The organism is Nostoc sp., assembly GCF_036917815.1.
GTDB lineage: Bacteria > Cyanobacteriota > Cyanobacteriia > Cyanobacteriales > Nostocaceae > Nostoc.
In genome coordinates this window covers 82,950-105,927 of the sequence record NZ_JBALEK010000102.1, presented here as the reverse complement: position 1 = coordinate 105,927, position 22,978 = coordinate 82,950, and the positions used below count along the sequence as shown (strand labels likewise).

Genomic DNA, 22,978 nt, shown 5'->3' with positions numbered 1-22,978 from the left:
GCTTGATGTCATGCTTACCGATTATGCTCCAAGGTTTTGTGCAAATCTTCCTCACCCTGTTCCTAGTTGTCGTGTCAATACCAATCGTCGGACACTACCTAGCTGAAGTCTTTTTGATGGAAAGAACTTGGCTTGATGCAGTGATGAACCCATTGGAGGGGTTAATTTATCTGCTCATGGGTATTGAACCACAAGAGAGCATGACTGGAAAAACTTATGCGATCGCTGTTCTACTGAGCAATACAGCAATGGCAGTTTTGGCGCTACTACTGCTGATGTTTCAAAGCTTACTACCATTGAATCCCACCAATTTAGGCATACCCACTTGGGACACAGCGTTACACACCACCATTTCGTTTTTAGTTGCTGCCGATTTACAACATTATGTGCCAGAAAGCACAATGTCTTACCTGAGCCAGATCACAGCCTTGGGCTTCTTAATGTTTGTTGCACCTGCTACGGGGTTAGCGGTGGGAATTGCCTTCATTCGCGGCTTAACAGGTAGACAATTGGGCAACTTTTACGTAGATTTGACTCGCTCAATGACGCGAGTACTACTACCCATAGCTATTGTTAGTACGGTGTTGTTGATGTTGGGTGGTGTGCCCGAAACCCTTGCCGGGCCTGTAAATATTACCACCTTAGAAGGAGCAACCCAGGCGATCGCTCGTGGTCCTATTGCCCACTTTGAAAGCATCAAAATGCTGGGTGAAAACGGTGGAGCCTTCTTTGGTGGCAACTCGGCTCATCCTTTTGAAAATCCCAATGGCGGTACAAATTTGGTGCAAGTGGTGGCAATGTTACTGGTTCCTACAGCATTACTTCATACCTACGGCATCTTCATCAGGAACTTAAAACAGAGTCGCCGACTATTGTGGATGGTATTTGCCATTTTTGTCGTCTTAATTGGCGTAACTGCGATCGGTGAATATCAGGGCAATCCCGCCGTCAATGCCCTGCTAGGTAGTCAGCAGCCCAATTTGGAAGGTAAAGAAGTTCGGTTAGGCTGGGCGGAAACTGCGTTATTCGCCATCACCACAACGGCAACCATGACTGGTTCTGCTAACGGTGCCTTCGACTCGCTGATGCCCTCAGGTGGATTTTGTGCTTTGCTCAACCTGTTTTTGCAAGTGATTTGGGGAGCGATGGGCACTGGGGCAGCTTCTTTGGTGGTGTATATGTTGTTGACAGTGTTCCTGACTGGCTTAATGGTGGGACGAACCCCAGAGTTTTTGGGACGAAAAATCGAAAAACGGGAAATTACCCTAGCAAGCGTAATTATTCTGATCCACCCGCTATTGATTTTACTCCCCAGTGCTATTACCCTAGCTTTTCCTGAGCAACTTGCAGGTATGAGCAATCCTGGCTTTCATGGTTTTACCCAGGTGATTTATGAGTATGCATCGGCAGCTGCCGGCAACGGTTCCGGTTTTGAAGGTTTGGCAGACACCCAACCCGCCCCGACTGCCTTGTGGTGGAACCTGACAACAGCATTTACCCTCTGGATGGGACGGTTTATTCCGATCATTGCTTTATTACTGCTAGCAGATAGCCTGGCGTGCAAACAACTTATACCTACCTCAATTGCCACCCTAAATACAGATACCAGACTATTTACGAGCGTGACTGCCGCCACCATTTTAATTCTGGGAGCATTGACATTTTTTCCTGTTTTGGTTCTAGGTCCTGTTGCTGAAGCCTTCCAAATTGCCATAGGAAAATAACTTTTAATTCCTCATTTTTAGACTGGAGTTTGTATTTATGAATCCCCTTTTTCGACTCCTGATTCCGATACCGTTTGTCCTGACTCCCTCCTTAGTTAGCCAAGGTAACGACTTGCTTCGACAGCATGGAATTCAACAGCTTCAAGAAACAAGAAAATGTTTCGGATGTAATTTATCGAAAGTGAATTTTTCCGGGGCAAACTTAGAGCGAGTTGACTTGCGATCGGCAAATCTTCAGGGAGCTAACCTGAAAAATACTAATCTCCGGTATGCAAATTTAGAGTGGGCAGATATTCGGCAAGCAAATCTACAAGGAGCCGATTTAACTGGAGCTATCCTCAAGAATACATTGCTAAGTGATGCTGATTTACAAAAGGCAAACTTGTCAGCATCCAACCTAGAAGGAACCGATTTTAGAAATGCAAATCTTAGTTATGCAAATCTCATGAAAGCTTCAAAAAACCATGATATCCAGGGTCACAATTCTGTCAATTTCTGCGAAACAGTATTACCAAATGGGACTATATCAGGTCGCTGCAATCAGCCCCAAATAAATCAAAAATTCAGCTTGTAATCAGGAGTAAATTAATGCTACAACCAAATGATGAAGATAAAAATCGCTTTCTCTACCCTCGCGATCGCTACCACGGTAAATTTGAGCCAAAGAACTTAGTCTTTAATGCCAACCTCCAAGAGTTTTCTCAAAGAATTAGTTATATTACTAGCTTAGAAACTGGTGGCAAATTATCTCCAGAAGAAGCTTTCAGTAAAATTGAAGCACTTTGGAAACAGTTGGAGGTGAGTAAAAATAAGCTGGGAATTGGTAGCGATCTATCAGTTTAATTTAGTTGACTAATCCTGGATGTAGTGATTGGCTGATCACCTTGAAGTTTTGAAATTTTACTTGAGAAACCTGAACAAATTTTATGAAACAGAAAGAGACGATATTTGTGATTCCGACTCATCGACTGAGAGATGTAGCACAGACCATCGAAAAGTATGACGAGAATTTCTGGGCAAATGGTCATGCTGTAAAAATGATCGTCTTTGATGATTCCAGTATTGCCAACCACGAGAAATATTACCCACTTTTAGAACAGACTAAGACAGTCAATGACTTGTTTTATGTCGGACCTCAAGAGAAAGAGCAATTTATTACATTTTTAAACGAAAGACTGCGCGATCGCAAGCTAGAATCACTAGTCAAAAACTTATTTCGACCCAGCTATGGAGGAAATCGTAACTTCACGCTGATGTATACCCTTGGGCATTTAATGGTTAGTGCAGATGACGATATGCGACCAGATGCATTAATTGAAACTAGCCCAGAATCTTTATCAGGTGATGAAATATGTCGAGGAAAATTAATCAAGTCTAACCAACAAGGTGGCTACGTCCATAAATCTTTTGACTTACTCACGGCTTTTGGTGATGTTTTAGGTAAAAAAGCCAGCCATGTACCAGAAAACTTCGAGGCTGGAGAATTGGTTGTTGATACAGCAATGGATTTAGAAACCAACACCACCAAGGGTTACTTTCGAGAGAACAGTCTGGTATTACAACCAGGGAGAGTATTGAATAATGCCATCGTCAAAATTGCCCAGACTTTTCGCACCGGAACTAATGATATCGATACACTTGATTTTATTCACATGTATCTCAATGATGAAAATCAAATTAGTCCAAATGACCTGAACGATTTTTATATTCTTACTAATTTTAGACCTGTTATTACTAACAAAAACTGGAGAATGGATTGTGGAGTCGCTGGATATGATAATCAGCTAGGTTTACCACCATTTTTTCCCACTCGACTCAGGTTTGAAGATTATATCTATAGAATTTGGATACAGCAAGAGGGCATTGTGGCTGCACACGTTGATGCTGTTCAAAACCATATTAGAAATAACTATATGCGTAATCCTCTCGCTAGTGAACTCTTTAATGAGGAAATATGTAGCCTCCTCAAAAGGAAGATTAAAAGCAGTGTTTATCATCTTGATGACTTGGGAATCAAGTTTGATTATTCTGGCGAGGTGACTTTACAAGACTCTGAGGAAATCCTAGAAAAAATCGCTGCTATCCACAGACAGGTAATCAAAGCCTCAATCTCTGCCCAGAATGAAGAACGTAAGCTATCTCTTCAATTATTTGCTGAGAATTTATCGAGAGTATTTTACGGATTTGAACCAGACTTTTTTCAGCAAAATGTTTCCAGAATTATCGATGATGTCATTAGCCAATTTCACGGTTCTCTAGAAATCTGGCCAACTCTAGTGGAAATCTGTTACTTTTACAAAGATAAAAAGGACTTACCACAAATCCGGGTTAAAAACAAGAAGGTAAAGTCTAGAAATGGCACAAGAGCGAGTGAAATTCTCGTATAAATGCGACCTTTGGCAAACAAGCCATCATTCATGCGGGAAAATTTTCTTAAACCCTTTTCTTTTGAAGATGCGACTATAGAACTTACGCAAAATTACAATATTAGGACTTACGCAAGAAACTTCTTAAACTCCTATTCCTCCGTGTACTCTGCGTCGCGCCAGTTGCTTCTCCCAGGGGGAGACGCTGCGCGAACAAGTCGGGGAACCCGCTAGGGCGCACTGGCTTCTCTGTGGTTCGATTTTCCGTTACCTGTGCGTAAGTCCTGAATATGTAGGGGCAATTCATGAATTGCCCCTAGAACAATAAAGCACAGCCTCACATAGAATTGGTATTATCTAGGTGGTATTCTAGATGCAAAAACCTTCTATGTGCTAGCTAATTGACTATGTATGCAAACGTTAATTATTGATAACTATGACTCTTATACCTTTAATCTTTACCAAATGATTGCCGAGATAAATGGGGAACTGCCTCTGGTAATTCGTAACGATCAGCTTAACTGGGATGAATTGAAAGAAATTGCATTTGACAACATTGTAATTTCACCTGGTCCCGGTCGTCCAGAAAGATCAGAAGATTTTGGAGTCTGCCGGCAAATAATTGAGAATGTGGATGTGCCCTTGTTGGGAGTTTGTCTAGGGCATCAAGGACTTGGCTACTTACATGGTGGAAGAGTGATTCATGCACCGGAAGTTCGACACGGTAGACTCAGTAAAATTTATCATAATAATTCAAAGTTATTCCAAGGTATTCCCAGCCAGTTTTCTGTGGTGCGTTATCACTCATTGTTAGTTGCTGATGAACTACCTGAGTGTCTAGAAAAAATTGCTTGGACTGAAGAAGGATTGGTGATGGGATTGCGTCATCGCCATTTACCTTTTTGGGGTGTGCAGTTTCACCCAGAGTCTATTTGTACAGAATATGGAGAAAGATTACTAGAAAACTTTCGAGATATTACGCTACAATTTCCAGATAAATCCTCAAGAAGTCCAAAAAAACAGTATCGCATTGGATATGAATCTGTTACTCCTGCTATAGATGAACCCTGCGAAGAACAGGAAGAAAAATTTGAATTGTATACGCGCAAGTTAGATATCTGCCCAAATACAGAACAAATATTTGTACAACTGTTTGAAGATGCACCGAATGCTTTTTGGTTAGATAGCAGTCGTGTGGAATTTGGTCTATCTCGCTTTTCGTTTATGGGTGATGGAAGCGGGGTAAACAGTCTATTGGTGCGATATCATACCCAAACGCAAGAAATTATCATCACCCAGTCAGATACCGTGACTCGTCGCAGCGAAAGTATTTTTGAGTATTTGAAGCGAGAAATAGACTGCCGATTTTGTCAATGTGATGAGTTACCTTTTGATTTTAATTGTGGGTTTATTGGCTATTTTGGCTATGAACTTAAAGCCGAGTGTGGATCGTCAGTGGTGCATTCTTCACCATTACCTGATGCAATTTTCTTACTTGCCGATCGCATGATTGCTATCGATCATCAAGAACAGTGTCTTTATTTGCTGCAATTAATCAAAAAAGGACAAACAGAACAGGTAGAAACTTGGTTTGATACTATCCAACAACAACTCGAAACTTTAAATCCTCTTTCTTCTCTTATACCCCAGGAAAATTGTCAGCCAGTTAAATTCCGTTTGAGTCGCAATTACCAAAATTACATTCAAGATATTCACCAGTGCTTGGATGAAATTCACGAAGGGGAAACCTATCAAGTTTGCCTGACGAATCAGCTTTACACCGATACAATCCCCGATCCATTGACGTTCTATCGCACATTACGTAAAATCAATCCTGCTCCTTACTCTACATTTTTACGTTTTGGTGACATTGCGATCGCCTGTTCATCTCCAGAAAGGTTTCTACGAATTGACCGTCAAGGATGGGTAGAAACTAAGCCCATTAAGGGAACTCTACACCGAGGAGAAACCCCCGATGCCGATTTCGTCCTCCGTGAGAGGCTACGCAACAGCGAAAAAGATCGGGCTGAAAATCTGATGATTGTCGATTTGTTACGCAATGATTTGGGACGAGTCTGTGAAATTGGTAGTGTCCATGTACCAAAATTAATGGATGTGGAAACATACCCAACACTACATCAGTTGGTGACAACGGTACGCGGGCGGTTACGTTCAGACTTACAAGCGGTGGATTGCGTGCGGGCTGCATTTCCCGGAGGATCGATGACTGGTGCGCCCAAAATCCGCACCATGCAAATTATCGATCGCCTGGAACAAGAAGCGCGGGGAGTGTATTCAGGTGCGATCGGCTTTTTGGGTTTGAATGGTTCAGCCGACTTAAATATTGTCATTCGCACTGCTGTTTTAACTCCTCATCAAACTTCCATTGGTATTGGTGGCGGAATCGTAGCACTTTCTGAGCCGGAAATGGAGTTTCAGGAAACGCTGCTTAAAGCCAAAGCTTTAATTGATGCTCTGGTTCTGACGATGCACGGAACATCTGAAGCAGATATGTATTCCATTCTGGGATTAGAAACAACAACTGTTGATAGTTATGAAAAATTAACCGCGTAAATCAGGGGCTTAAAAAAGGATGGAAATGTGTATCCATACTGCGTAGGTTTTGAATATTCGTAGGTTGGGTTGAGGAACGAAACCCAACCTACACCTTTTTTTAGGCTTTCTATATCAAGGATTTTGGGCTGAAATGAACGGCATTGATTTATATCCGACATTCCCCAGAGTGGAGGGTCAAAAAAATTAATAATCAATAATTACTAGACATCTCCATCAATTAAATATGTGTTACCCAGAACCCTTGTAGAGACGTAGCACTGCTACGTCTCTACATTCTTTTTCGGAGATGTCTATTGATAATTAAAGCCTCATTCATAAACACACTTTATTGATTAAGGAATAAATTTAAAGAGAAAAAGTATCTACCACAAATCATGGCTAAAAACAAGAAGATAAAGTCAATAAATACCAAAAGTTCGAGCTAAAATCCTGTATAACCGTTATCTTTGGCAAAGAATCCATCTGCAAAACTTTACGATTCTTCATCCGGGAAAATTCTCTTAGATATAGCTGAGGTAACAGCAATCTGATAAGATTTTTAATAAGAAGAATAATCGCTTATTCTCTTTTTCTTCAACCCACTGATTTCGGGTATTTTTTGGAAAAGGAAAATAAAAAATGTCTCATCTATTGTGGAAAACTTTGGTATTAAGTCCAGTAGTTTTGGGAGTGACAGTGTTGGTTTGCGCTAGAGCTATGGCGACTGAAGTAGCAAGCTCTTCTGAAGATACAAAGGCAAAAATTACTCAAACAGAAGCACCAATAGCTTCTGCTGCTTCAATATTCATTCAAACAGAGCAACCAAAAGTTAATCGGCAGTTGGTTGCCCAAAAGACTGATGATAATAAAGTTTTAGAAGAAGTTAACAGCTACAGCAGCGAAGGCAATAACCAGAATTCACTATCTCAAGTCACATCAGTTTCTCAATTTTCTGATGTACAGCCGACTGACTGGGCATTCCAAGCTTTGCAATCCCTGGTTGAACGCTATGGTTGTATCGCAGGATACCCCAATAGCACTTTCCGTGGCAATCGGGCACTGACTCGTTATGAGTTTGCCGCAGGTTTGAATGCTTGTTTAGATCGGGTTAATGAACTGATTGCGACAGCAACTTCGGGCTTGGTGACAAAACAGGATTTGTCAACTCTCCAGCGTTTGCAAGAGGAATTTTCGGGAGAACTGGCAACTCTGCGTGGTCGAGTAGATTCTCTAGAAACACGGACTGCTGAACTAGAAGCACATCAATTTTCTACTACAACCAAGCTGGTTGGCGAAGCAATTTTTGCTGTCACCAACAACTTTGGCAACAACAGCAACAGCAACACTGTTTTCCAAGACAGGGTGCGTTTAGACTTGCAAACCAGCTTCACAGGTAAAGATACTTTGCATACTAGGCTTGCAGCTGGTAATGGACTTCCCTTGAATTTACGAAATGGCACATTTGAAGGGACTCAAACCTTTAACCTCTCCCCTACCACCAACAACGGTGTTGCTATAGACTGGTTGGCCTATTACTTCCCCCTTGGCAAATCCCAAATTTACATAGCTGCTAGTGGAGGTATTCAGAGCGATTACGTTCCTACCGTCAACCCATACTTTCAGGATTTTGATGGCGGTAACGGTGCTTTGTCTACCTTTGCCTCCGAAAGCCCCATCTATCGGATTGGTGGCGGTTCTGGTGCTGGCGTTAACTTAGTCTTTGGTAAAGGCAGTGGTGGTTTCCAACCTTCATTAACCTTGGGTTACTTGGGATCTCAAGCGAATAACCCTGGTCTAAATACGGGTTTATTCAACGGTAACTATGCTGCTTTAGGACAGTTGAACTTAAATGTAGGCAATCACTTCTCTTTAGCTGCAACCTACGTCAACGCTTATAATGCTAGTGGTACTCTTTTATTCGATGGAGGCTCCGCCAATACAACTGCTGTAGTCGGTACTGCACAAGCTAACTTTTTAGGTGGTACCAATCCATATATAAGTAATTCCTACGGTTTGGAGGCTGCTTTTAAACCTAGTGACAAAATCTCTATTAGTGGCTTTGCGGTTTACAGCGACATCACAGGACTTGGTAATCGTGCTAATAATGGCTCTGAAGTTTGGAGTTATGGAGCTGGGATAGCTTTACCAGACTTAGGTAAAAAAGGCAACGTTTTAGGAATTTTCGCAGGTGTTGAACCTTATGTTGGAGGTAGCGCTGGTGATAAGCCATACCACTTTGAAGGTTTCTATAAATATCGCGTGACGGACAACATTTCTATTACTCCTGGGGTAATTTGGTTAACCAATCCTGGTCAAGTTGCTGGCAACAACGATGATGCAATCATTGGTACCCTGAGAACTACCTTCACCTTCTAAAGGTTTACAACAATTTGCTGTAGGGTAGTACGGCTAGAGACATTGAAGAAGGCAGAAGGCAGAAGGTTCGCCTCAGTTGGGGATTCAGACCCCTCCTGAATAGGAGCCACCAAATTAAAAATTTGGTGGGGGTCTTAAACCCTTGTTCCCTACGGTCACTCTCTGTGAGCAGGAATCAGAATTCCCTTCTGCCTTCTGCCTCCAGCGCTGGAGCCTTTCTTGGTAAATGACTCCTTAAATATTTGGTGAAAATGAATAGACCTCTTGCAAAAGTCCCTAATACCCCACCCTAACCCTCCCCGTATGTATTGGGGAGGGAACTAGATTTCCAGTCTCCCCCCAATATATCGGGGGTATTAAGGGGGGTAATTCGATGACTTGTGACACGGTAGTTAGCAAGGGGAGGGGAGACAAAGCGTAGCTTTGGCGGGGTGGGGTTCAAATTGTTTGATTTATGCAAGAGGTCTAAGCTTTGTGAGAAATCCGGGCTATGACTTCTTCGACGTGGTAGCTGTGGAAGTCGGTCAGTAATTCGAGTGCAGATATATCAACGAACAAAGGAGTTACAAATGAAAAAGCTAGAAGGAAAAGTCGCCATTATTACCGGATCGAGTCGGGGAATTGGCAAAGAGATTGCAATAAAATTGTCGCACGAAGGCGCTAAAGTAATCGTCAATTACAGTAGTAGCCCTGAGAAAGCTGAAGAAGTTGTTAAGCAAATTAAGCAACAGGGTGGCGAAGCCACGGCGATCCAAGCAGATATGAGTCGAGTTGACCAAATTCAGCAGTTGGTGACAAAAGCCGTTGAGAAGTACGGTCAACTCGATATTCTGGTCAGTAATGCTGGGATTGAGTATTTCGGCAAGCTGGAGGAGATTACCCCGGAAGATTTCGATCGCGTGTTCAGTTTGAATGTTGCCGGTCAACTATTTGTCACCCAGGCTGCTGCTCGCTACCTGACATCTGGTGGACGGATCGTGCTGACTTCCTCTATCAGTGCGGGGAAGTCGGTCTTGTATCACACGCTCTATGCTGCAAGCAAAGCTGCTGTTTCGGCGATGGTACTCAATTTGGCTCCTGAGTTGGGAGAGCGTGGAATCACCATCAACGCGATCGCACCAGGCGGCACAGCGACAGACATGGCGCAAGAGAATGCGAAGCGTTATACACACCCATCTCTACAGAACGTATCGCCCGATGCTTTGCTCAAGAGCAAGATATCATTGCAGCGTCTGGCTCAACCGCAAGAAATTGCCGCAGCTGTCACATTTTTAGTCTCTGATGACGCTTCCTATATCACTGGCAGCACGCTCGCTGTTGACGGCGGAATACTCTTCTAAAGCTGCTGATAAAGAAGAATTCAGAAGTCAGAATTCAGAACTCAGAATCACTCTTGGTGGGGATTTAGACCACCACTAATTGAAGATTGCCAAATCTATGATTTGGTTAATTGCTCTGTAGCATTCGCATTGATGAATTATCTCAAGAATTAGGATGGATTTTGATCCCATTTCCAGTATTGTCAGCTATGCGATTTTATAAAGAATTTTTAAGAAATTAACATTCTTCAGAAAAGGAAAGACGTAATGCTGAAGTAATCTCCAAATGGCTGGCATCTCTGATGTACTTCATCCATGTCGAAACCTAATTATTAGTTTTTCAATTTTTTGGAGGAGAGGAAAATGAAAAAGTTCACCTGTTTCATGATTGTCGGGGCAATATTGTCGATTAGCGCGCCCGCTGTGGCTGAAAGTCGTGCGGTTAATATCAGTATTGGCAGTATTGGTGGTTCCTTAGATAATGCCGTTTTGCGAACAGTTCGCCAGGTTATCGGGTTTGCAGTTGGCACTAGCACCGTCGATAAATTCATTGTATATAGTCCCAGCGTCGGATCTATTCCCATCGAAGGAGGTTTATCTGCTTGTGCTGAAGCTGGCTTCGGCATAAGCACAAGCAGATTTAATGCTTTTATCCAAGAGTTGCGTTCAATTAATCCCAAACCAGGGACTTTCTACAATGTAGAACTTACCGCAACCTGCAAACCGAGATAAGAATGTCGTTTGCACTCAAGCGCGGTAGGATGGGCTGAGGTACGAAGCCCATCCATCGAGTTACACTCTACGCGATAAATGCAAAACTGCATGTTTTTAAATTGGAGATGTAACATCAATGTTGATTTTAATCAGCGTCATGAAACGGTTAGATTAGTTGTATTAGTCTGTGAACTGAATAGTGCCAATACTTCCAGTATGAAACAAGAAAGAATGTGAGCAATTGAAGCGCATTTTTGCAATCTTGTCTCACAAGCCTTAAGGATTCGTTTAGACCGTTGATGATGTCGCCTTGGGACTAATATTAAAATCCCTGTTTTCTTGAGTTGAGCTATTTAAAATAGTGTCGCAGCCATGACCACAGTTTATTTTTGAACTGAACAGGCTCTGGTGATGGTGAATAAGTTGATGGTTTTGTTTGAGCAATATTATTCATTGAAAGTACACAAATAGTTAGTTCGCCATCTGTATAATATCTGTCACCTCCTCCGTTACGACCAAGCCATGTGGCCCCTATACCTGTGACTTGATATAATTGGGCAATGTGGTGTGTCTTTTCAATACTTTTAATTACGTTATCTCTTTCTTCATCAATGTCTGCATCAATATGGTGAGTAATCTGTCCTGTGCGGTGGCTAAGTTCCACGCTTTGGTCAAATGTTGCTGAACCTAACCATAAGGGTCTACTATCAGCATTCAGGTTGTTTGATTGCCACAAGCGAACGTGATGTCTAGTTTTGGCATTGTTTCCTATAGGTAGTTCAAAAGCTAAATCCTGTTTGCGTCCCCACAGATATAAATTACTTACAGGTGCAGTTGGGTAAGAATTCTTGAGGAGAACACTTTTAGCAATTCCAACACTTGAGCGTAAGGTGATCGGGTCTGCCGGATACCAGCCTGCTGCCAGTAGCGTCTGCACCACTTCTGCTGTTGTACCGACAAATCCAATATTCAAAGGATCTCCAGAGATCCCTTCTGCCGTTTGCGTCGTTTTCGGAGAATGTTCCAGCTTGGGGTTATGTTCGTAGTGACGCCACAGCGCTGGTAAAACGACATAACTCATCAGTCCATATAAGCCGAATAAACCAACTAACGTCCCAAAAATATACCAAAACCAATGTCGATGTTTTGGGCGTGCATCACTATTTGAGTTATGGGCTTGTTGCATTTGAATTCGCTGACCAAGCTATATTGACTTTTTCAATTAATCATCGCACTCTTGTCAACGTAGAACAAGTGCAGCAGTTACAAGCACAGCTATCTCCAGGAAATTAATCTCAGTACACATTCAGGTATCATTATTAAGGTGTCAATTGTCGTTAGAGTTTTTTCCCTTGAAAAAGCATAAATCTTCTATGCCTCGAAAAACCCCACCTTCATCCCACTCGACTGTTACAACTCCACTGGCGCTCTCTCAATTACATATCCGCTTACAGTTTCTAGAAAAATCACACCAATCGCTACTCAAGCAGATTAAGAGAAAACGGACAGAACTGAATAACTTTGTTGAACAGACGCGAATTTTCGCCACAGAAATATTTCATCAAGCTAGTCCCAGCTTTCAAAAAATGGCTGAGTTAGACCAGGATATTCATGCTCTATTTGATGAAATCTTTACTACTAGAAAGTTTGGGAAACAAACTCTAAAAAACATAGAGGCAGTTTACCTCAATCTCCAGTTGACAGGAATCATCAGTCTCAAACCAAATGCCAAACAATTCAATAAAGAGCTAGACGAATTGTTTGACAACCCCGAACCAGAATCAGATTTTTCCAGGGAAACTGCTGAAGGTCGCCATCAACATTGGCAAGCACAAGAATCTGTAGAATCTCAGTCTGTAACTAGAACAGAGTCTAAGAGAAAAATTCGTGAAACATTTCTGAGGTTAGCTGAAATCTTCCACCCTGACAAGGTAAAAGACAGCGAGACACAGACAGATCATACAGAAATCATGAAATCAATCAATCAAGCCTACCAAGAAGGCGATTTGGCAAGACTTCTAGAAATTGAGCGCCTTCACCAAGTGGGAGAAATTATTGATCTTAATAGCGAAGATGATTTAACTCGTAAATGTCGAACTATAGAACAGCAAAATCAAATTCTCCTGACTCAATATGAAAATTTGAAACGGGAACTACGTTTGGTAAAAAATACTCCCGAAGGAACAATGGTTTCTGATTCTCGCAAAGCTGCTAAAAAAGGCATTGACTCGATGGCTATTATGGTAGAAACGATAGACAATCAAATTAACGTTGTTTCTCAGATTCGGGATTTTGTCAAGGACTTTAGAGAACAGAAGATCACTATCAAAGAATTTCTTGGTGGCCCACCAACTCTGCACTCCTTAGACGAGGAAATTATGTCAGATATTCTTGAGCAGATGTTGTCAGAATTAATGAGATAGTAATTGATTTTTCTTAACAAGTTTTAGCTTGGTTTGTAGATTTGTAGCTCATCTAATCAAATTCAAAGGATTTCACAGAACTATGTCAATTAAAAAACATATTAATCTTAATCACGGATGTTTACTTAATTCCACAAATAAAAAGATAGTTGTCAATTTAGCCACGAGTGATAAGCTGTTGCGTATTTAATTTGTATATGCGATGCGCCCATGTTGCCCGCACTACAATAATTTTACGTTTTCGTGTTATAGCGGTTCTCAGTTGAGTGAGGTACAAGAACCCCACCCCCAACCCCCTCCCCGCTCTTCGAGAGGGGGATATGGTGTACCTCATTTGATTAGGAAACGCTATATACAATTTAGCTGCACATCAGCTTATCTTAAATCTAATAACCGAATTTCACCGATGTAATGTTCACATTAGCGGTGAGCGCAAGTCTGAAACTAAAACCGAAAACAATGGCACTACCAAGAGCGAATTCTACTATGGTAAATTCCAACGTGTAATTCCTCTACCTGCTAGGGTTCAAAACACCAATGTCACCGCAGATTATAAAGACGGTATCTTGAACTTGACACTGCCCAAATCCGAGCAAGAAAAGAACAAAGTTGTCAAGGTTAATCTTGAACTTTCTGCTGCATAGTCTGAAATTACTCTACCTCCAATGATTAATTGAGATAGCTAAGAGCTTGGTTATGAGATGACCAAGCTCTTTTGTATGCGATGTCTACTTTTTGGGGCTGCGCCTACGCTTTTTTCCTCGCTTGATTGGGCGGGGGCGATCGCAGAGCAAGTAGAAATTAAAATTTTAGTGATGAAGACGAGCTTGGCGCTCACGTAATTCACGAGCCTTTTGTTCACGAGCTTGGCGCTCACGTAATTCACGAGCCTTTTGTTCACGAGCTTGGCGCTCACGTAATTCACGAGCTTTTTGTTCACGAAGCTGCTGTTCATGCAATTGACGCTCACGAATTAGTTTAGCGTTATTAAAAGCAATAGTATTAGTATTTAAATGTTCATTGCGAAAATTCACAACAGAAGCATTAGCATGAGTTGAAAGAGCAGCAATTGAAACAGAAGCTAATAAACCACCAAGAAGAAGAGATTTTAAGCGGTTCATATATCCTTTAGTCCTTGTTTTACTTAACTTGTATATTGCCAATATATTCTGCATAATCAAGAAAAGATATCTAGCAAATGTCACCAGTTAAACATGACTAAAGTCACTGAGTGCGATTGCTTTTCAGCAGGCAGTTTGCACAATCGCTCATCAATCAGTGCCACTATTTATCTACTACACTTCCAACTTACGTAGCAATAGGAGCGAAAGTAGGATGTATTGATTTGGTCAGTTTTAAAACAACTGCCTTTGCCCTGTTTAGATCACTTAGGCGCACGGAAACCAGCAAGTTGTGCTGTATTCGTATCTTTAAAACAAATATCCGGTTTTACTGTTTCATAATCTAAGGTTTTAGGAACGTGATAAATGTTGCCTCTCTTCTTCGTAATCTTGCCTTTTACCAGTGCATCACTTGGGCAAGTTGTTTCGCTTTGTGGTTTCACCCCTAGATTTTGTGCTGCTGCTAAAACAGCTGTTTTATTCCCCGCCAATGCTGGCTTCTTAGAGCTAGAAGTTGTATTTCCAGGAACAGGACTAGCTGCTGTACTAGGAACAGGACTAGCTGCTGTACTAGACGCAGGACTAGCTGCTGTACTAGACGCAGGACTAGCTGGAGCAACAGCAGTTGGTGTTTGAGACGTAGTACTAGTAGATTCTTCAGGTTTGGGACTACAACTACCTAGCATCAGCACTGTAATTAACGTCACTACCATGCTCAGGTTACGAGCTTTAAGTTGATTGTTCATGCGGTTAATTCTCTAATTCTAATATTTAATTCCCAATATTTTACCCGATACTGACTTCATTACTCCAACTGAATTTACCATTGATGATAGCTGCGGTGTTAATCCTACTGTGGCGAGATGTAGCAGGAGTCAGAGAACTGACAAGAATGTTAGCAAGAGACGGTTTTTTGTGGTTTAATCCCGTAAAAGTTAGTCAACAAGCGGTATCACAACGATTTTTGACATTTCCATCGGCAGTTTTTGAAAAAGTATTTATTGATAATCATCAGGGTGGGTTTGCGATCGCAGACGAATGGCACTAAGAAAAGATACAGCCCTTGCTCTAACTGGTTAAGAGCCTCTAGGCTCTTAACCCACTCTGGGGGGGCTGCCGCCTCCAGTAGCTTGACAAGAGGCAGCAGCCCCTCAGAATACATTCCCAGCCTGGAGGCTGGGAACGAGACGACACAAGCCTTTAGGCTTTTCTTAGTGCTATTCCGATCGCAGACAAAGGATTACCCGAAGATCAAATGCTAATGCGGGTTAATTTGGCACTTCATGGTGCAACTCACACCAAAGACATCAAAAAGGGAATCGAACTCAAACCAGAATGGTTGGAAGTGTTGCGGTTGGCTTTTGAAGAGGGTTTGACAGATAAGGCGATCGCCGATCGAATGTACAAATCAGAAAGAGCGATCGCTAACCTGGAATTTCTACCGCAGATGTTCAAGGGCAGGAGCATTGGTGGCAGAAGTTACGCCAACTATGTCATATATGGAGATTGTTGCTTAATTACTTTATGTCTATTCAAGTCTACGGCATTCCCAACTGCGGCACTTGCAAAAAAGCTTTGACGTGGCTCCAACACAACAACATTGACTATGAGTTCATCAACACTAAAGATACTCCGCCAACCCATGAGCAGATCCAGAACTGGGTAAAGTCTTTGGGCTTTGCCCCCATGCGAAATACCTCTGGCCAATCCTACCGGGCTTTAGGAGATGAAAAGAAGATTTGGACTGATGAACAGTGGATTGAGGCATTCAGTCACGACGCAATGCTGCTCAAACGTCCCCTTTTAGTCAAAGATGGAACAGCAGTACTGGTAGGCTTTAGAAATGAAGGAATAGTTCGAGAAAAATTAGATTTAGCGTAAACCACTGATATCATGTCCGCTTGATTGCTTATTAAACCCGAAGAACCCCACCCCCGCCAAAGCTATGCTTTGTCTCCCCTCCCGAAGAGCGGGGAGGGGCTGGGGGTGGGGTGTATTGACTGTGGTTAGCATAACTAATTATGCGGACATGATATTACCCCAAAGCCTTATCTTTCTTCAACACCGTACTCTGCGATCGCAACCTCAAAAAGAGATTGCAAAAGTCATAAAACCCCCTCCAGCAATAAAAACGGAGGGGAAAACGACCAATCCTGATGCTTTTGATCCCAAACCTTCACTAATTCCAGATGTAACACCAGCACGGTGAACTCTATTTGCGCCCTGCTGTAGTCGCATCATGATCGGGCAGTATGGTTTCTACGTCACGCAAAGTACGGAAAGCATATCCACTTAAGCCAATAAGTAACATACCTACCGAAGAGATGAAGTACAAAACTGCCATACCCGAACCTTTTCTCGTGCCGAATATCCAGCCCAATATAGGTGCAAGACTACCATCTGGCATCATTGCAGGTTCAAAAATGTAGTCGGCAAGTGGCCCAGCTATCAAGTAAGCAACTGCTGAAGCAACCACCGTTACAACCTTTAAAGTCGCAAAAACACGTCCTTGGATCTGAGGATTAACCTTGGTTAGCCAGATAGCATCACAGGAACTACCAAGTATGGGAAAATTGAGAGATGAGCAGAATTGGGCTGGAATCCAAATCAACGGTGTTTTAGCTATGCCAAAAATAATTTTACCCAAACTAACACCGATTATACCAAGTAGCACCCCATCCATACGACGCTTGAAACCACCCCAGCTAGTGGTGAGCAATACCCCAACTATTCCACCAATTCCTGCTGCTGAGGCTAAAGTGCCTAATATCTTAGTGTCATTGCCAGTCAGTGCTAGAACCATCGGTGAAGAGATTGAGAGTCCAAAGTCATAGGCAAATGTAAATGCAAATGCTAACACTAGCATGGCAAACAAACTTGGACGTACAGCAATGTAATGCCAACCAAAGTAAATCTCCTGCTTCCAATTAGTGAAAGTTTGAGTGTTTACTGTTGTCATACTAGGCTGTGGGATATGTACTCCTAAAATTGTGGTGACAGCGAATAAAAAAGTTACAATATCAATAATTAATATCCCAACAAGCCCAATAACTGAGTAGAGGATGCCTGCGAGTGTTGGCGCAATGATACTAGAACCGTAATCAGCTAAAAATCTCAGACTGCTAACACGACTGTAGTGCTGCTTGGGCATCATTGTAGATATGGATGTTGAGTAAGCGAGTTCTTGAATTACCTCAAAAATACCTTGGATAGCGACAGCTATATATAAATGCCATAATTGCAGATGACTAGTTGAATAAAGTAGTAAGACTGCGATCGCTAACATCCCACTCACTGTATCCCCAACGATCATCAGATATTTACGGTTCCAACGATCTACAATCAACCCAGCTATAGGGGCAATCAACATTTGTGGTAGTTGTGCAAACAAACCAAACAACGTTATTGCTGTAACCTGATGTGTTAGTTCCCATACCCAGATAGTGAATGCGAAGCCAGTCATCCCACTACCAATCAGAGAAACGGTTTGACCAAGCCAAATAAGAATGAAGATACGCACTTGTATGAGTCTTAAATTATAGGTTTATGGCGGATAGATTTTTCCTGGTAGCGATGTCGGTACATGACAAAGCCAGTTATAAATAAAATCAATGGTGATAAGCCGATAAATACGTAGAGAATGCGGGTAAACAAACCACCAAATGTACCGTAGTGTAGGGGAGTAAAAGAGTTGAGGACGCGATCGCCCAATGGCATCTTTAAAGGATTCTCAACTCGCAAAACATCACCACTGTACTGGTCGAGATAAACATTACTATTAGCGTCATATGAACTTTCCTGCGGTAGCTTCATGTTAATTCGTAGAGCCTCTTCTGGTTTACTAGGAAAATAAATGCTTTTGGTAACAGCACCAGGTAAGGCAGCATCAGCAATTTTCAGTTGTTCTGTCAACCCTAAGCTTGATTTACTAGGAATTGCCTTGGATACTGGCTCGGATGGTTTTGAGGTGAATGTGACAGCGTAAATAATCGGCTCAGTCAAATCGTAGAAGTTCCAGCAAAAACCTGTAAAGCCAGTAAAGAATAAAAAAACTACAGTGATAATGCCAGCCACTTTGTGAATGTCAAAATTCACCCGCTTGGGATGAGCATCAAACTTGATTTTGAAGCCTGCAATCAATCTGCACCAACCAGGCCAGAGAACTAAACCTGTGATGGTGAGTATACACATTAAAAAGGCAGCAATGCCAACAATTACAGTTCCGGTTTGACCTGCCATCAAGCTGTAGTGAAAATTCAGTATTAGACCAATTAGAGTTTTATCCGATATCCGCTCACCGATAATTTTGCCTGTATAAGGGTTGACAAAAACCTCTGTCCTTTCCACATCAGTTGATGACAACTGCCCCACGTAGGGAGAAGAAGGAGTATCTGGCAAATAAATCCGAAAAAGATGGAAATCACCTCGCGCGGGATACTTCGCCTCAATTGTATTCACCACAGACTCTGGAGATAACTGCACCTGTTGGGGAGTAATGTGTCCATACTGTTGACTAATCATAAAGTGGTCAAAATCTTGCTCGAACACTAACAAGCTACCTGTTAACCCAATGAAAATTAGCAATAGTCCAACAAAAAAACCGATATATCTGTGCAGGTAAAAAACGATAGAGCGTAGTTTTTTCCGATTCATAATCGCCACGAAAGTAAGTTGGATTTTTTACCCCCCTCAATCCCCCCGATATATTGGGGGGAAGAAAAATCATGTTCCCTCCCCTTATAAAGGGGAGGGTTAGGGTGGAATCAAAACTGTACGGAAATCGTCGCCAGAACAGTCAAGGGATCTCCGGGACGCAGATAGTAACCTTGAGAATAGTAATACGTAGTGTCAAAAAGATTCTTGATGTTGAGACCAAATCGCCAATTTTCCTTTTTATAGAAAATAGAGGCATCAGTTCTGACATAGGAAGGAAGGACAACTCCATCGTTTGGTAGATTGGCTTCGACATCGCCGACAAAAAACAGTCCTCCACCAAATCCGAATCCTTTGAAGGAACCACTTTGAATTTCATAGGTTGTCCAGAAGCTAGCAGTATTTCTGGGCACCGCAACCAATCTGTCACCTATAGGTAGGACATTATCCTTGCTGACAAAGGTATCGTTATGGGCAAAGGATGCAATTACATTCCACCCAGGTAAAATTCGCCCAGAAATATCGAATTCAATACCTTGACTCTTGACTTCTCCAGCTGCAATTGAGTAATCAGTATTATTTGGATCGGTTGTAGGTACGTTAGTTTTGGTAATATTGTATACTGCAAGTGTTGCCGAAAGCTTACCATCGAATACCTCGGTTTTAATACCTGCTTCATACTGGGTTCCACGAGAAGGTGGTAATTGTGCTTGGTTAGCTGATAGGGTGTTGTTGGGTGCAAAAGACTCGCTATAACTGGCGTATAGAGAGATTGGTTTTATCGGTTGGTAAACTAGTCCCACACGGGGTGAAAAAGCTTCATCGTAAAAGTTATCTGCATAAGCCAATGCACCATTATTATTCAAGTCTATGCCTCTATCGCCGTAGCTGACAAAATCATATCTTCCACCAACCAGGAGCTTCAAATTAGAAAGTAATGTTACCTGATCTTGCAAGTAAATACCTGTAGTATTGGTCTTAGTCCACCCGTTCTGAGCCGTATCCACGAAACTGGTTGGCAGTGGCGCACCATATACTGGATTGAAAAGATTAATACTAGGAGCGGCAGTGCGAAGGAAATCACCAAAATTGGCATCCCAACTGAACTCTAAACCCAGGAGAAGCTGATGATTAATGGAACCAGTTTTGAACTTGCTGATTAATTCATTTTGCAGGTCAAATGTTTGATGGGAACCGGGACCTGCCGCAAGGGTTCGCGATATTGTCTGACCATCCGCTTCCAGTGAGCTTGGTCGGACAACTTCATTATAGCCAGAAGTAGTAAGGTATGCTGAAAAGGCACTACGCAGCCGTAAATTTTCACTGAAGGTATGATCTAAAGTCAAGTAAAATGCATTAGAGTCAACATTGTACTTATCGGTGCTTGGTTCTCCTAAAAAACGACTGATGGGAACTTGAAAAGATTGAGAAACAGGTAGCAACCCATCCAGAAATGTTCGATTTTGACTAGTATGCTCATATTCAAAAGTCAAATTGGTATTATCGCTGATCTTATAGGACAATACCGGTGCTATTGAGAAATATTGGGCGTTAACAAAATCTATAAAACTCCCAGAATTTTCATAGCCAACATTCAAGCGATACAACAACTTTTTGTCAGGGGTAAGTGGTCCAGAAATATCGATTGAGGATTTGTAATAACTGTAACTTCCCACTGTAAATTCACTTGCATAATAGGGAGTTGCAAGGGGTTGTTTGGTGACATAATTGACCACACCACCCGGTTCAAATTGACCATATAGCACTGAAGCTGGACCTTTGAGAACTTCGACTCGTTCAACGGTGTTCGGATCGATATAGTTATCTCCTGCTTGGAAACCATTTCTCAGGTTATCGTAAGTTAGAAATCCCCGGATAATATAGTTATCTGTGTCAGCACCATAACTACCTAGTAGTGAAACACCACTCACATTGCGTGCAACATCGCTAATCCGGGTGATTTGCTGATCCTTAATAACTTGTTGGGGAATAACTTGAATTGACTGAGGAATGTCACGTTGAGGAGTATCAGTTTTAGTCGCAGTTGTACTATCTGGTACACTATATCCATCCTGTTCACCCGTGACTACCAACTCAATCGGTTCATCACCCGAAGCTGATGGTTGAGTTGGCTGTGTTTGATTCCCTGGCTTTTGTTGTTCAGGAGTTGGTTGGGTTTGCGGTTGTTGTTGCGCCAACGATGCTGCACTAGCCACAGAAAAGATCAGACCCTCATTCGGACTATCAAACAACTCGACTGTTGGTACACTTCCCTCACCAATCACTGTCACTCGAATAGTATTGGCATCAAAGTTAGTAACTGTTATCTCAGTTACACCTGCAATTGGTTTTTCAGAGCGGAATGTGAATGCTTCGCCCGATGCTAGGCGGAGTTGAGCATTGGGAATGTCAGTGATGAAATTGCTACCAGCACTGCGATTGACTAGTTGCAACTGTTCTCCTTTGGTAGTCTGTAAAATAATCTCCAGACCTTTGGCAGTAGGATTTGCCTTAACTGAAGTAACTTGCACAACTGAAGTTGGTGGCGTGTTTGGTGATGTTGGTGACTGCACTAACAAGGAGGCACTTTTGTCAGGATGCACTAGCTCACTGATTCGCTGAATCCCTCTGATTGCTTCGACAGTGAATGGTTGATTGGAATTAGCATCTGTTGGAGTTGACTTGAGATGCTCTGATACACCTATCCCTACTTCTTCACTTCTAGCAGCAGTTGCGATCGATACAGTCAAAGAGCTTGTTAACAACAGGTAGGGAAGCAATTTTTTCAGTTTCATTCCAATTCAGATCCTCACGGTCTACTAGTACCCTTAGGGCTTAATAGAAAATTTTTTCATTTCAAATCTGAAATTAAACTATTTTAGCCATAAAGTAAAGTGAGAATCTATCGCAATATATTTGAGAGTTATTATCAATTTTTCAGTCTCTAAAGCCATAAGACAGATCGTGTCTTGGGTAGATGTGCTTAAATTAATACATCTATCAGACAGGTATTATTAGGCAAAATGCGTTTTTTGTAAACATTTGAAAGACCTTTAAATAATTAGCTCAGTAATCAAAAGTATATTTTTATGCTTTAAAATTGAACATAAAAGTCTGGTTGCAGTAGCAACTATTGGTGTAAAGGCAGTTCATAGCAAACTCCGAGAGCTTCTCTCGTTTCCAATCTCTGACGAGTAATGCCTTTTGAGAGGCAGAAACCTGATCATTTGCTGCGATCGCTGACCAAAAACAGCGTTACTTAAAATAAAAGCTAATTTTTTGCCTAAATATATAAGTATTACCTATCAATTACTAGTTGCATAAAGAGATAGTCTCCTCTAAAGTAAGCAAAGTAGTTGAAAATAGCTCTCAATAAAATTATAAAAATTTATTGAGTTGTGGTTTGCAATAGCATCTAGTATTTCGCTAAAGACTCCCTTCTTTAGGTTCTCCTAAAAGAGGTCAAAAGCGAATGGCACTAAGAAAAGTGCAAAGGCTTGTGTCGCCTCGTTCCCAGCCTGGAGGCTGGGAATGTATTCTGAATGGGCTGCTGCCTCTCGTCAAGCTATTGGAGGCGGCAGCCCTCCCAGAATGGGTTCCTAGCCTAGAGGCTGGGAACCCATCAGGGTAAGGGCTGTATCTTAGTTAATAGAAAGTCCCAATTGTGGGATGAAAACTTACTTGTGAAATGCGATCGATATCCGCGTTCTCATTTTGGTGGGATAC

General features: G+C 41.9%; 18 protein-coding genes and 2 pseudogenes. 14 read left to right on the top strand and 6 right to left on the bottom strand.

Annotated features, from left to right (window positions below; translation table 11 throughout):
• Window positions 1-23 precede the first annotated feature (23 nt).
• The 8 genes from kdpA to V7K97_RS31525 all read left to right on the top strand — a co-directional run bounded on the left by kdpA (window position 24) and on the right by V7K97_RS31525 (window position 11,073).
• Complete coding sequence (gene kdpA / locus V7K97_RS31560; protein WP_334804941.1) at window positions 24-1,724, top strand: potassium-transporting ATPase subunit KdpA; 1,701 nt, start codon at window positions 24-26, stop codon at window positions 1,722-1,724.
• Between the two features lie 37 nt (window positions 1,725-1,761).
• The gene (locus tag V7K97_RS31555; protein WP_334804918.1) at window positions 1,762-2,298 is read left to right on the top strand and encodes a pentapeptide repeat-containing protein; all 537 of its coding nucleotides are present in this window, start codon (window positions 1,762-1,764) and stop codon (window positions 2,296-2,298) included.
• 14 nt (window positions 2,299-2,312) lie between these two features.
• A complete protein-coding gene (locus tag V7K97_RS31550; protein WP_334804917.1) occupies window positions 2,313-2,567 on the top strand; it encodes a DUF7219 family protein in 255 nt (84 codons plus the stop codon).
• Between the two features lie 83 nt (window positions 2,568-2,650).
• Window positions 2,651-4,111, top strand: coding sequence for a hypothetical protein (locus V7K97_RS31545; RefSeq protein WP_334804916.1), 1,461 nt, complete (start codon window positions 2,651-2,653; stop codon window positions 4,109-4,111).
• A gap of 390 nt (window positions 4,112-4,501) precedes the next feature.
• Entirely contained in the window at window positions 4,502-6,664 is a 2,163-nt protein-coding gene (gene pabB / locus V7K97_RS31540; protein WP_334804915.1) for an aminodeoxychorismate synthase component I, read from the top strand.
• Window positions 6,665-7,285: 621 nt separating this feature from the next.
• On the top strand, window positions 7,286-9,022 hold the full coding sequence (locus tag V7K97_RS31535; protein ID WP_334804914.1) for an iron uptake porin: 1,737 nt from the start codon (window positions 7,286-7,288) through the stop codon (window positions 9,020-9,022).
• Between the two features lie 536 nt (window positions 9,023-9,558).
• A complete protein-coding gene (locus V7K97_RS31530; RefSeq protein WP_334804913.1) occupies window positions 9,559-10,362 on the top strand; it encodes an SDR family NAD(P)-dependent oxidoreductase in 804 nt (267 codons plus the stop codon).
• Between the two features lie 342 nt (window positions 10,363-10,704).
• Entirely contained in the window at window positions 10,705-11,073 is a 369-nt protein-coding gene (locus V7K97_RS31525) for a hypothetical protein (protein ID WP_334804912.1), read from the top strand.
• Window positions 11,074-11,404: 331 nt separating this feature from the next.
• Here V7K97_RS31525 and V7K97_RS31520 read toward each other — a convergent pair whose 3' ends face one another.
• The gene (locus tag V7K97_RS31520) at window positions 11,405-12,241 is read right to left on the bottom strand and encodes an LssY C-terminal domain-containing protein (protein WP_334804911.1); all 837 of its coding nucleotides are present in this window, start codon (window positions 12,239-12,241) and stop codon (window positions 11,405-11,407) included.
• A gap of 187 nt (window positions 12,242-12,428) precedes the next feature.
• Between V7K97_RS31520 and V7K97_RS31515 the strand changes: the two genes are divergently transcribed.
• Together V7K97_RS31515 and V7K97_RS31510 are read left to right on the top strand one after the other, a co-directional pair.
• Entirely contained in the window at window positions 12,429-13,478 is a 1,050-nt protein-coding gene (locus V7K97_RS31515) for a J domain-containing protein (RefSeq protein ID WP_334804910.1), read from the top strand.
• Window positions 13,479-13,855: 377 nt separating this feature from the next.
• Window positions 13,856-14,122 (top strand): Hsp20/alpha crystallin family protein, encoded by a 267-nt coding sequence (locus V7K97_RS31510; RefSeq protein ID WP_442936926.1) that lies wholly within the window; start codon window positions 13,856-13,858, stop codon window positions 14,120-14,122.
• A 165-nt stretch (window positions 14,123-14,287) separates the two neighbouring features.
• Here V7K97_RS31510 and V7K97_RS31505 read toward each other — a convergent pair whose 3' ends face one another.
• Both V7K97_RS31505 and V7K97_RS31500 read right to left on the bottom strand, forming a co-directional pair.
• Window positions 14,288-14,683, bottom strand: coding sequence for a hypothetical protein (locus tag V7K97_RS31505; protein WP_334804909.1), 396 nt, complete (start codon window positions 14,681-14,683; stop codon window positions 14,288-14,290).
• Window positions 14,684-14,862: 179 nt separating this feature from the next.
• Complete coding sequence (locus V7K97_RS31500) at window positions 14,863-15,345, bottom strand: sunset domain-containing protein (RefSeq protein WP_334804907.1); 483 nt, start codon at window positions 15,343-15,345, stop codon at window positions 14,863-14,865.
• Window positions 15,346-15,413: 68 nt separating this feature from the next.
• Here V7K97_RS31500 and V7K97_RS31495 point away from each other — a divergent pair.
• The 3 genes and pseudogenes from V7K97_RS31495 to V7K97_RS31485 form a co-directional block, all read left to right on the top strand.
• Window positions 15,414-15,605: pseudogene (locus tag V7K97_RS31495) on the top strand (IS4 family transposase); the annotation flags it as partial.
• Between the two features lie 219 nt (window positions 15,606-15,824).
• A pseudogene (locus tag V7K97_RS31490) lies at window positions 15,825-16,022 on the top strand (DNA-binding response regulator); the annotation flags it as partial.
• Window positions 16,023-16,123: 101 nt separating this feature from the next.
• Window positions 16,124-16,480 (top strand): Spx/MgsR family RNA polymerase-binding regulatory protein, encoded by a 357-nt coding sequence (locus V7K97_RS31485; protein WP_334804906.1) that lies wholly within the window; start codon window positions 16,124-16,126, stop codon window positions 16,478-16,480.
• Between the two features lie 331 nt (window positions 16,481-16,811).
• Here V7K97_RS31485 and V7K97_RS31480 read toward each other — a convergent pair whose 3' ends face one another.
• The 3 genes from V7K97_RS31480 to V7K97_RS31470 form a co-directional block, all read right to left on the bottom strand.
• Window positions 16,812-18,119 (bottom strand): MFS transporter, encoded by a 1,308-nt coding sequence (locus V7K97_RS31480; RefSeq protein WP_334804905.1) that lies wholly within the window; start codon window positions 18,117-18,119, stop codon window positions 16,812-16,814.
• Window positions 18,120-18,130: 11 nt separating this feature from the next.
• Window positions 18,131-19,252 (bottom strand): PepSY-associated TM helix domain-containing protein, encoded by a 1,122-nt coding sequence (locus V7K97_RS31475; protein WP_334804904.1) that lies wholly within the window; start codon window positions 19,250-19,252, stop codon window positions 18,131-18,133.
• A 110-nt stretch (window positions 19,253-19,362) separates the two neighbouring features.
• Window positions 19,363-22,047 carry a TonB-dependent siderophore receptor gene (locus tag V7K97_RS31470; RefSeq protein ID WP_334804903.1) on the bottom strand — a complete coding sequence of 895 codons (2,685 nt, stop codon included), beginning with the start codon at window positions 22,045-22,047 and terminating at the stop codon, window positions 19,363-19,365.
• Between the two features lie 677 nt (window positions 22,048-22,724).
• On the opposite strand from V7K97_RS31470, the gene V7K97_RS31465 reads away from it, so the two are divergent.
• Entirely contained in the window at window positions 22,725-22,883 is a 159-nt protein-coding gene (locus tag V7K97_RS31465) for a hypothetical protein (RefSeq protein WP_334804902.1), read from the top strand.
• Window positions 22,884-22,978: the final 95 nt, after the last annotated feature.

Excerpts from the sequence above, each read along its gene's own strand:
- kdpA (WP_334804941.1), top strand. The coding sequence starts at position 24 with ATGCTCCAAGGTTTTGTGCAAATCTTCCTCACCCTGTTCCTAGTTGTC.
- V7K97_RS31555 (WP_334804918.1), top strand. The coding sequence starts at position 1,762 with ATGAATCCCCTTTTTCGACTCCTGATTCCGATACCGTTTGTCCTGACT.
- V7K97_RS31550 (WP_334804917.1), top strand. The coding sequence starts at position 2,313 with ATGCTACAACCAAATGATGAAGATAAAAATCGCTTTCTCTACCCTCGC.
- V7K97_RS31545 (WP_334804916.1), top strand. The coding sequence starts at position 2,651 with ATGAAACAGAAAGAGACGATATTTGTGATTCCGACTCATCGACTGAGA.
- pabB (WP_334804915.1), top strand. The coding sequence starts at position 4,502 with ATGCAAACGTTAATTATTGATAACTATGACTCTTATACCTTTAATCTT.
- V7K97_RS31535 (WP_334804914.1), top strand. The coding sequence starts at position 7,286 with ATGTCTCATCTATTGTGGAAAACTTTGGTATTAAGTCCAGTAGTTTTG.
- V7K97_RS31525 (WP_334804912.1), top strand. The coding sequence starts at position 10,705 with ATGAAAAAGTTCACCTGTTTCATGATTGTCGGGGCAATATTGTCGATT.
- V7K97_RS31520 (WP_334804911.1), bottom strand. The coding sequence starts at position 12,241 with ATGCAACAAGCCCATAACTCAAATAGTGATGCACGCCCAAAACATCGA.
- V7K97_RS31515 (WP_334804910.1), top strand. The coding sequence starts at position 12,429 with ATGCCTCGAAAAACCCCACCTTCATCCCACTCGACTGTTACAACTCCA.
- V7K97_RS31500 (WP_334804907.1), bottom strand. The coding sequence starts at position 15,345 with ATGAACAATCAACTTAAAGCTCGTAACCTGAGCATGGTAGTGACGTTA.
- V7K97_RS31485 (WP_334804906.1), top strand. The coding sequence starts at position 16,124 with ATGTCTATTCAAGTCTACGGCATTCCCAACTGCGGCACTTGCAAAAAA.
- V7K97_RS31475 (WP_334804904.1), bottom strand. The coding sequence starts at position 19,252 with ATGAATCGGAAAAAACTACGCTCTATCGTTTTTTACCTGCACAGATAT.
- V7K97_RS31470 (WP_334804903.1), bottom strand. The coding sequence starts at position 22,047 with ATGAAACTGAAAAAATTGCTTCCCTACCTGTTGTTAACAAGCTCTTTG.
- V7K97_RS31465 (WP_334804902.1), top strand. The coding sequence starts at position 22,725 with ATGGCACTAAGAAAAGTGCAAAGGCTTGTGTCGCCTCGTTCCCAGCCT.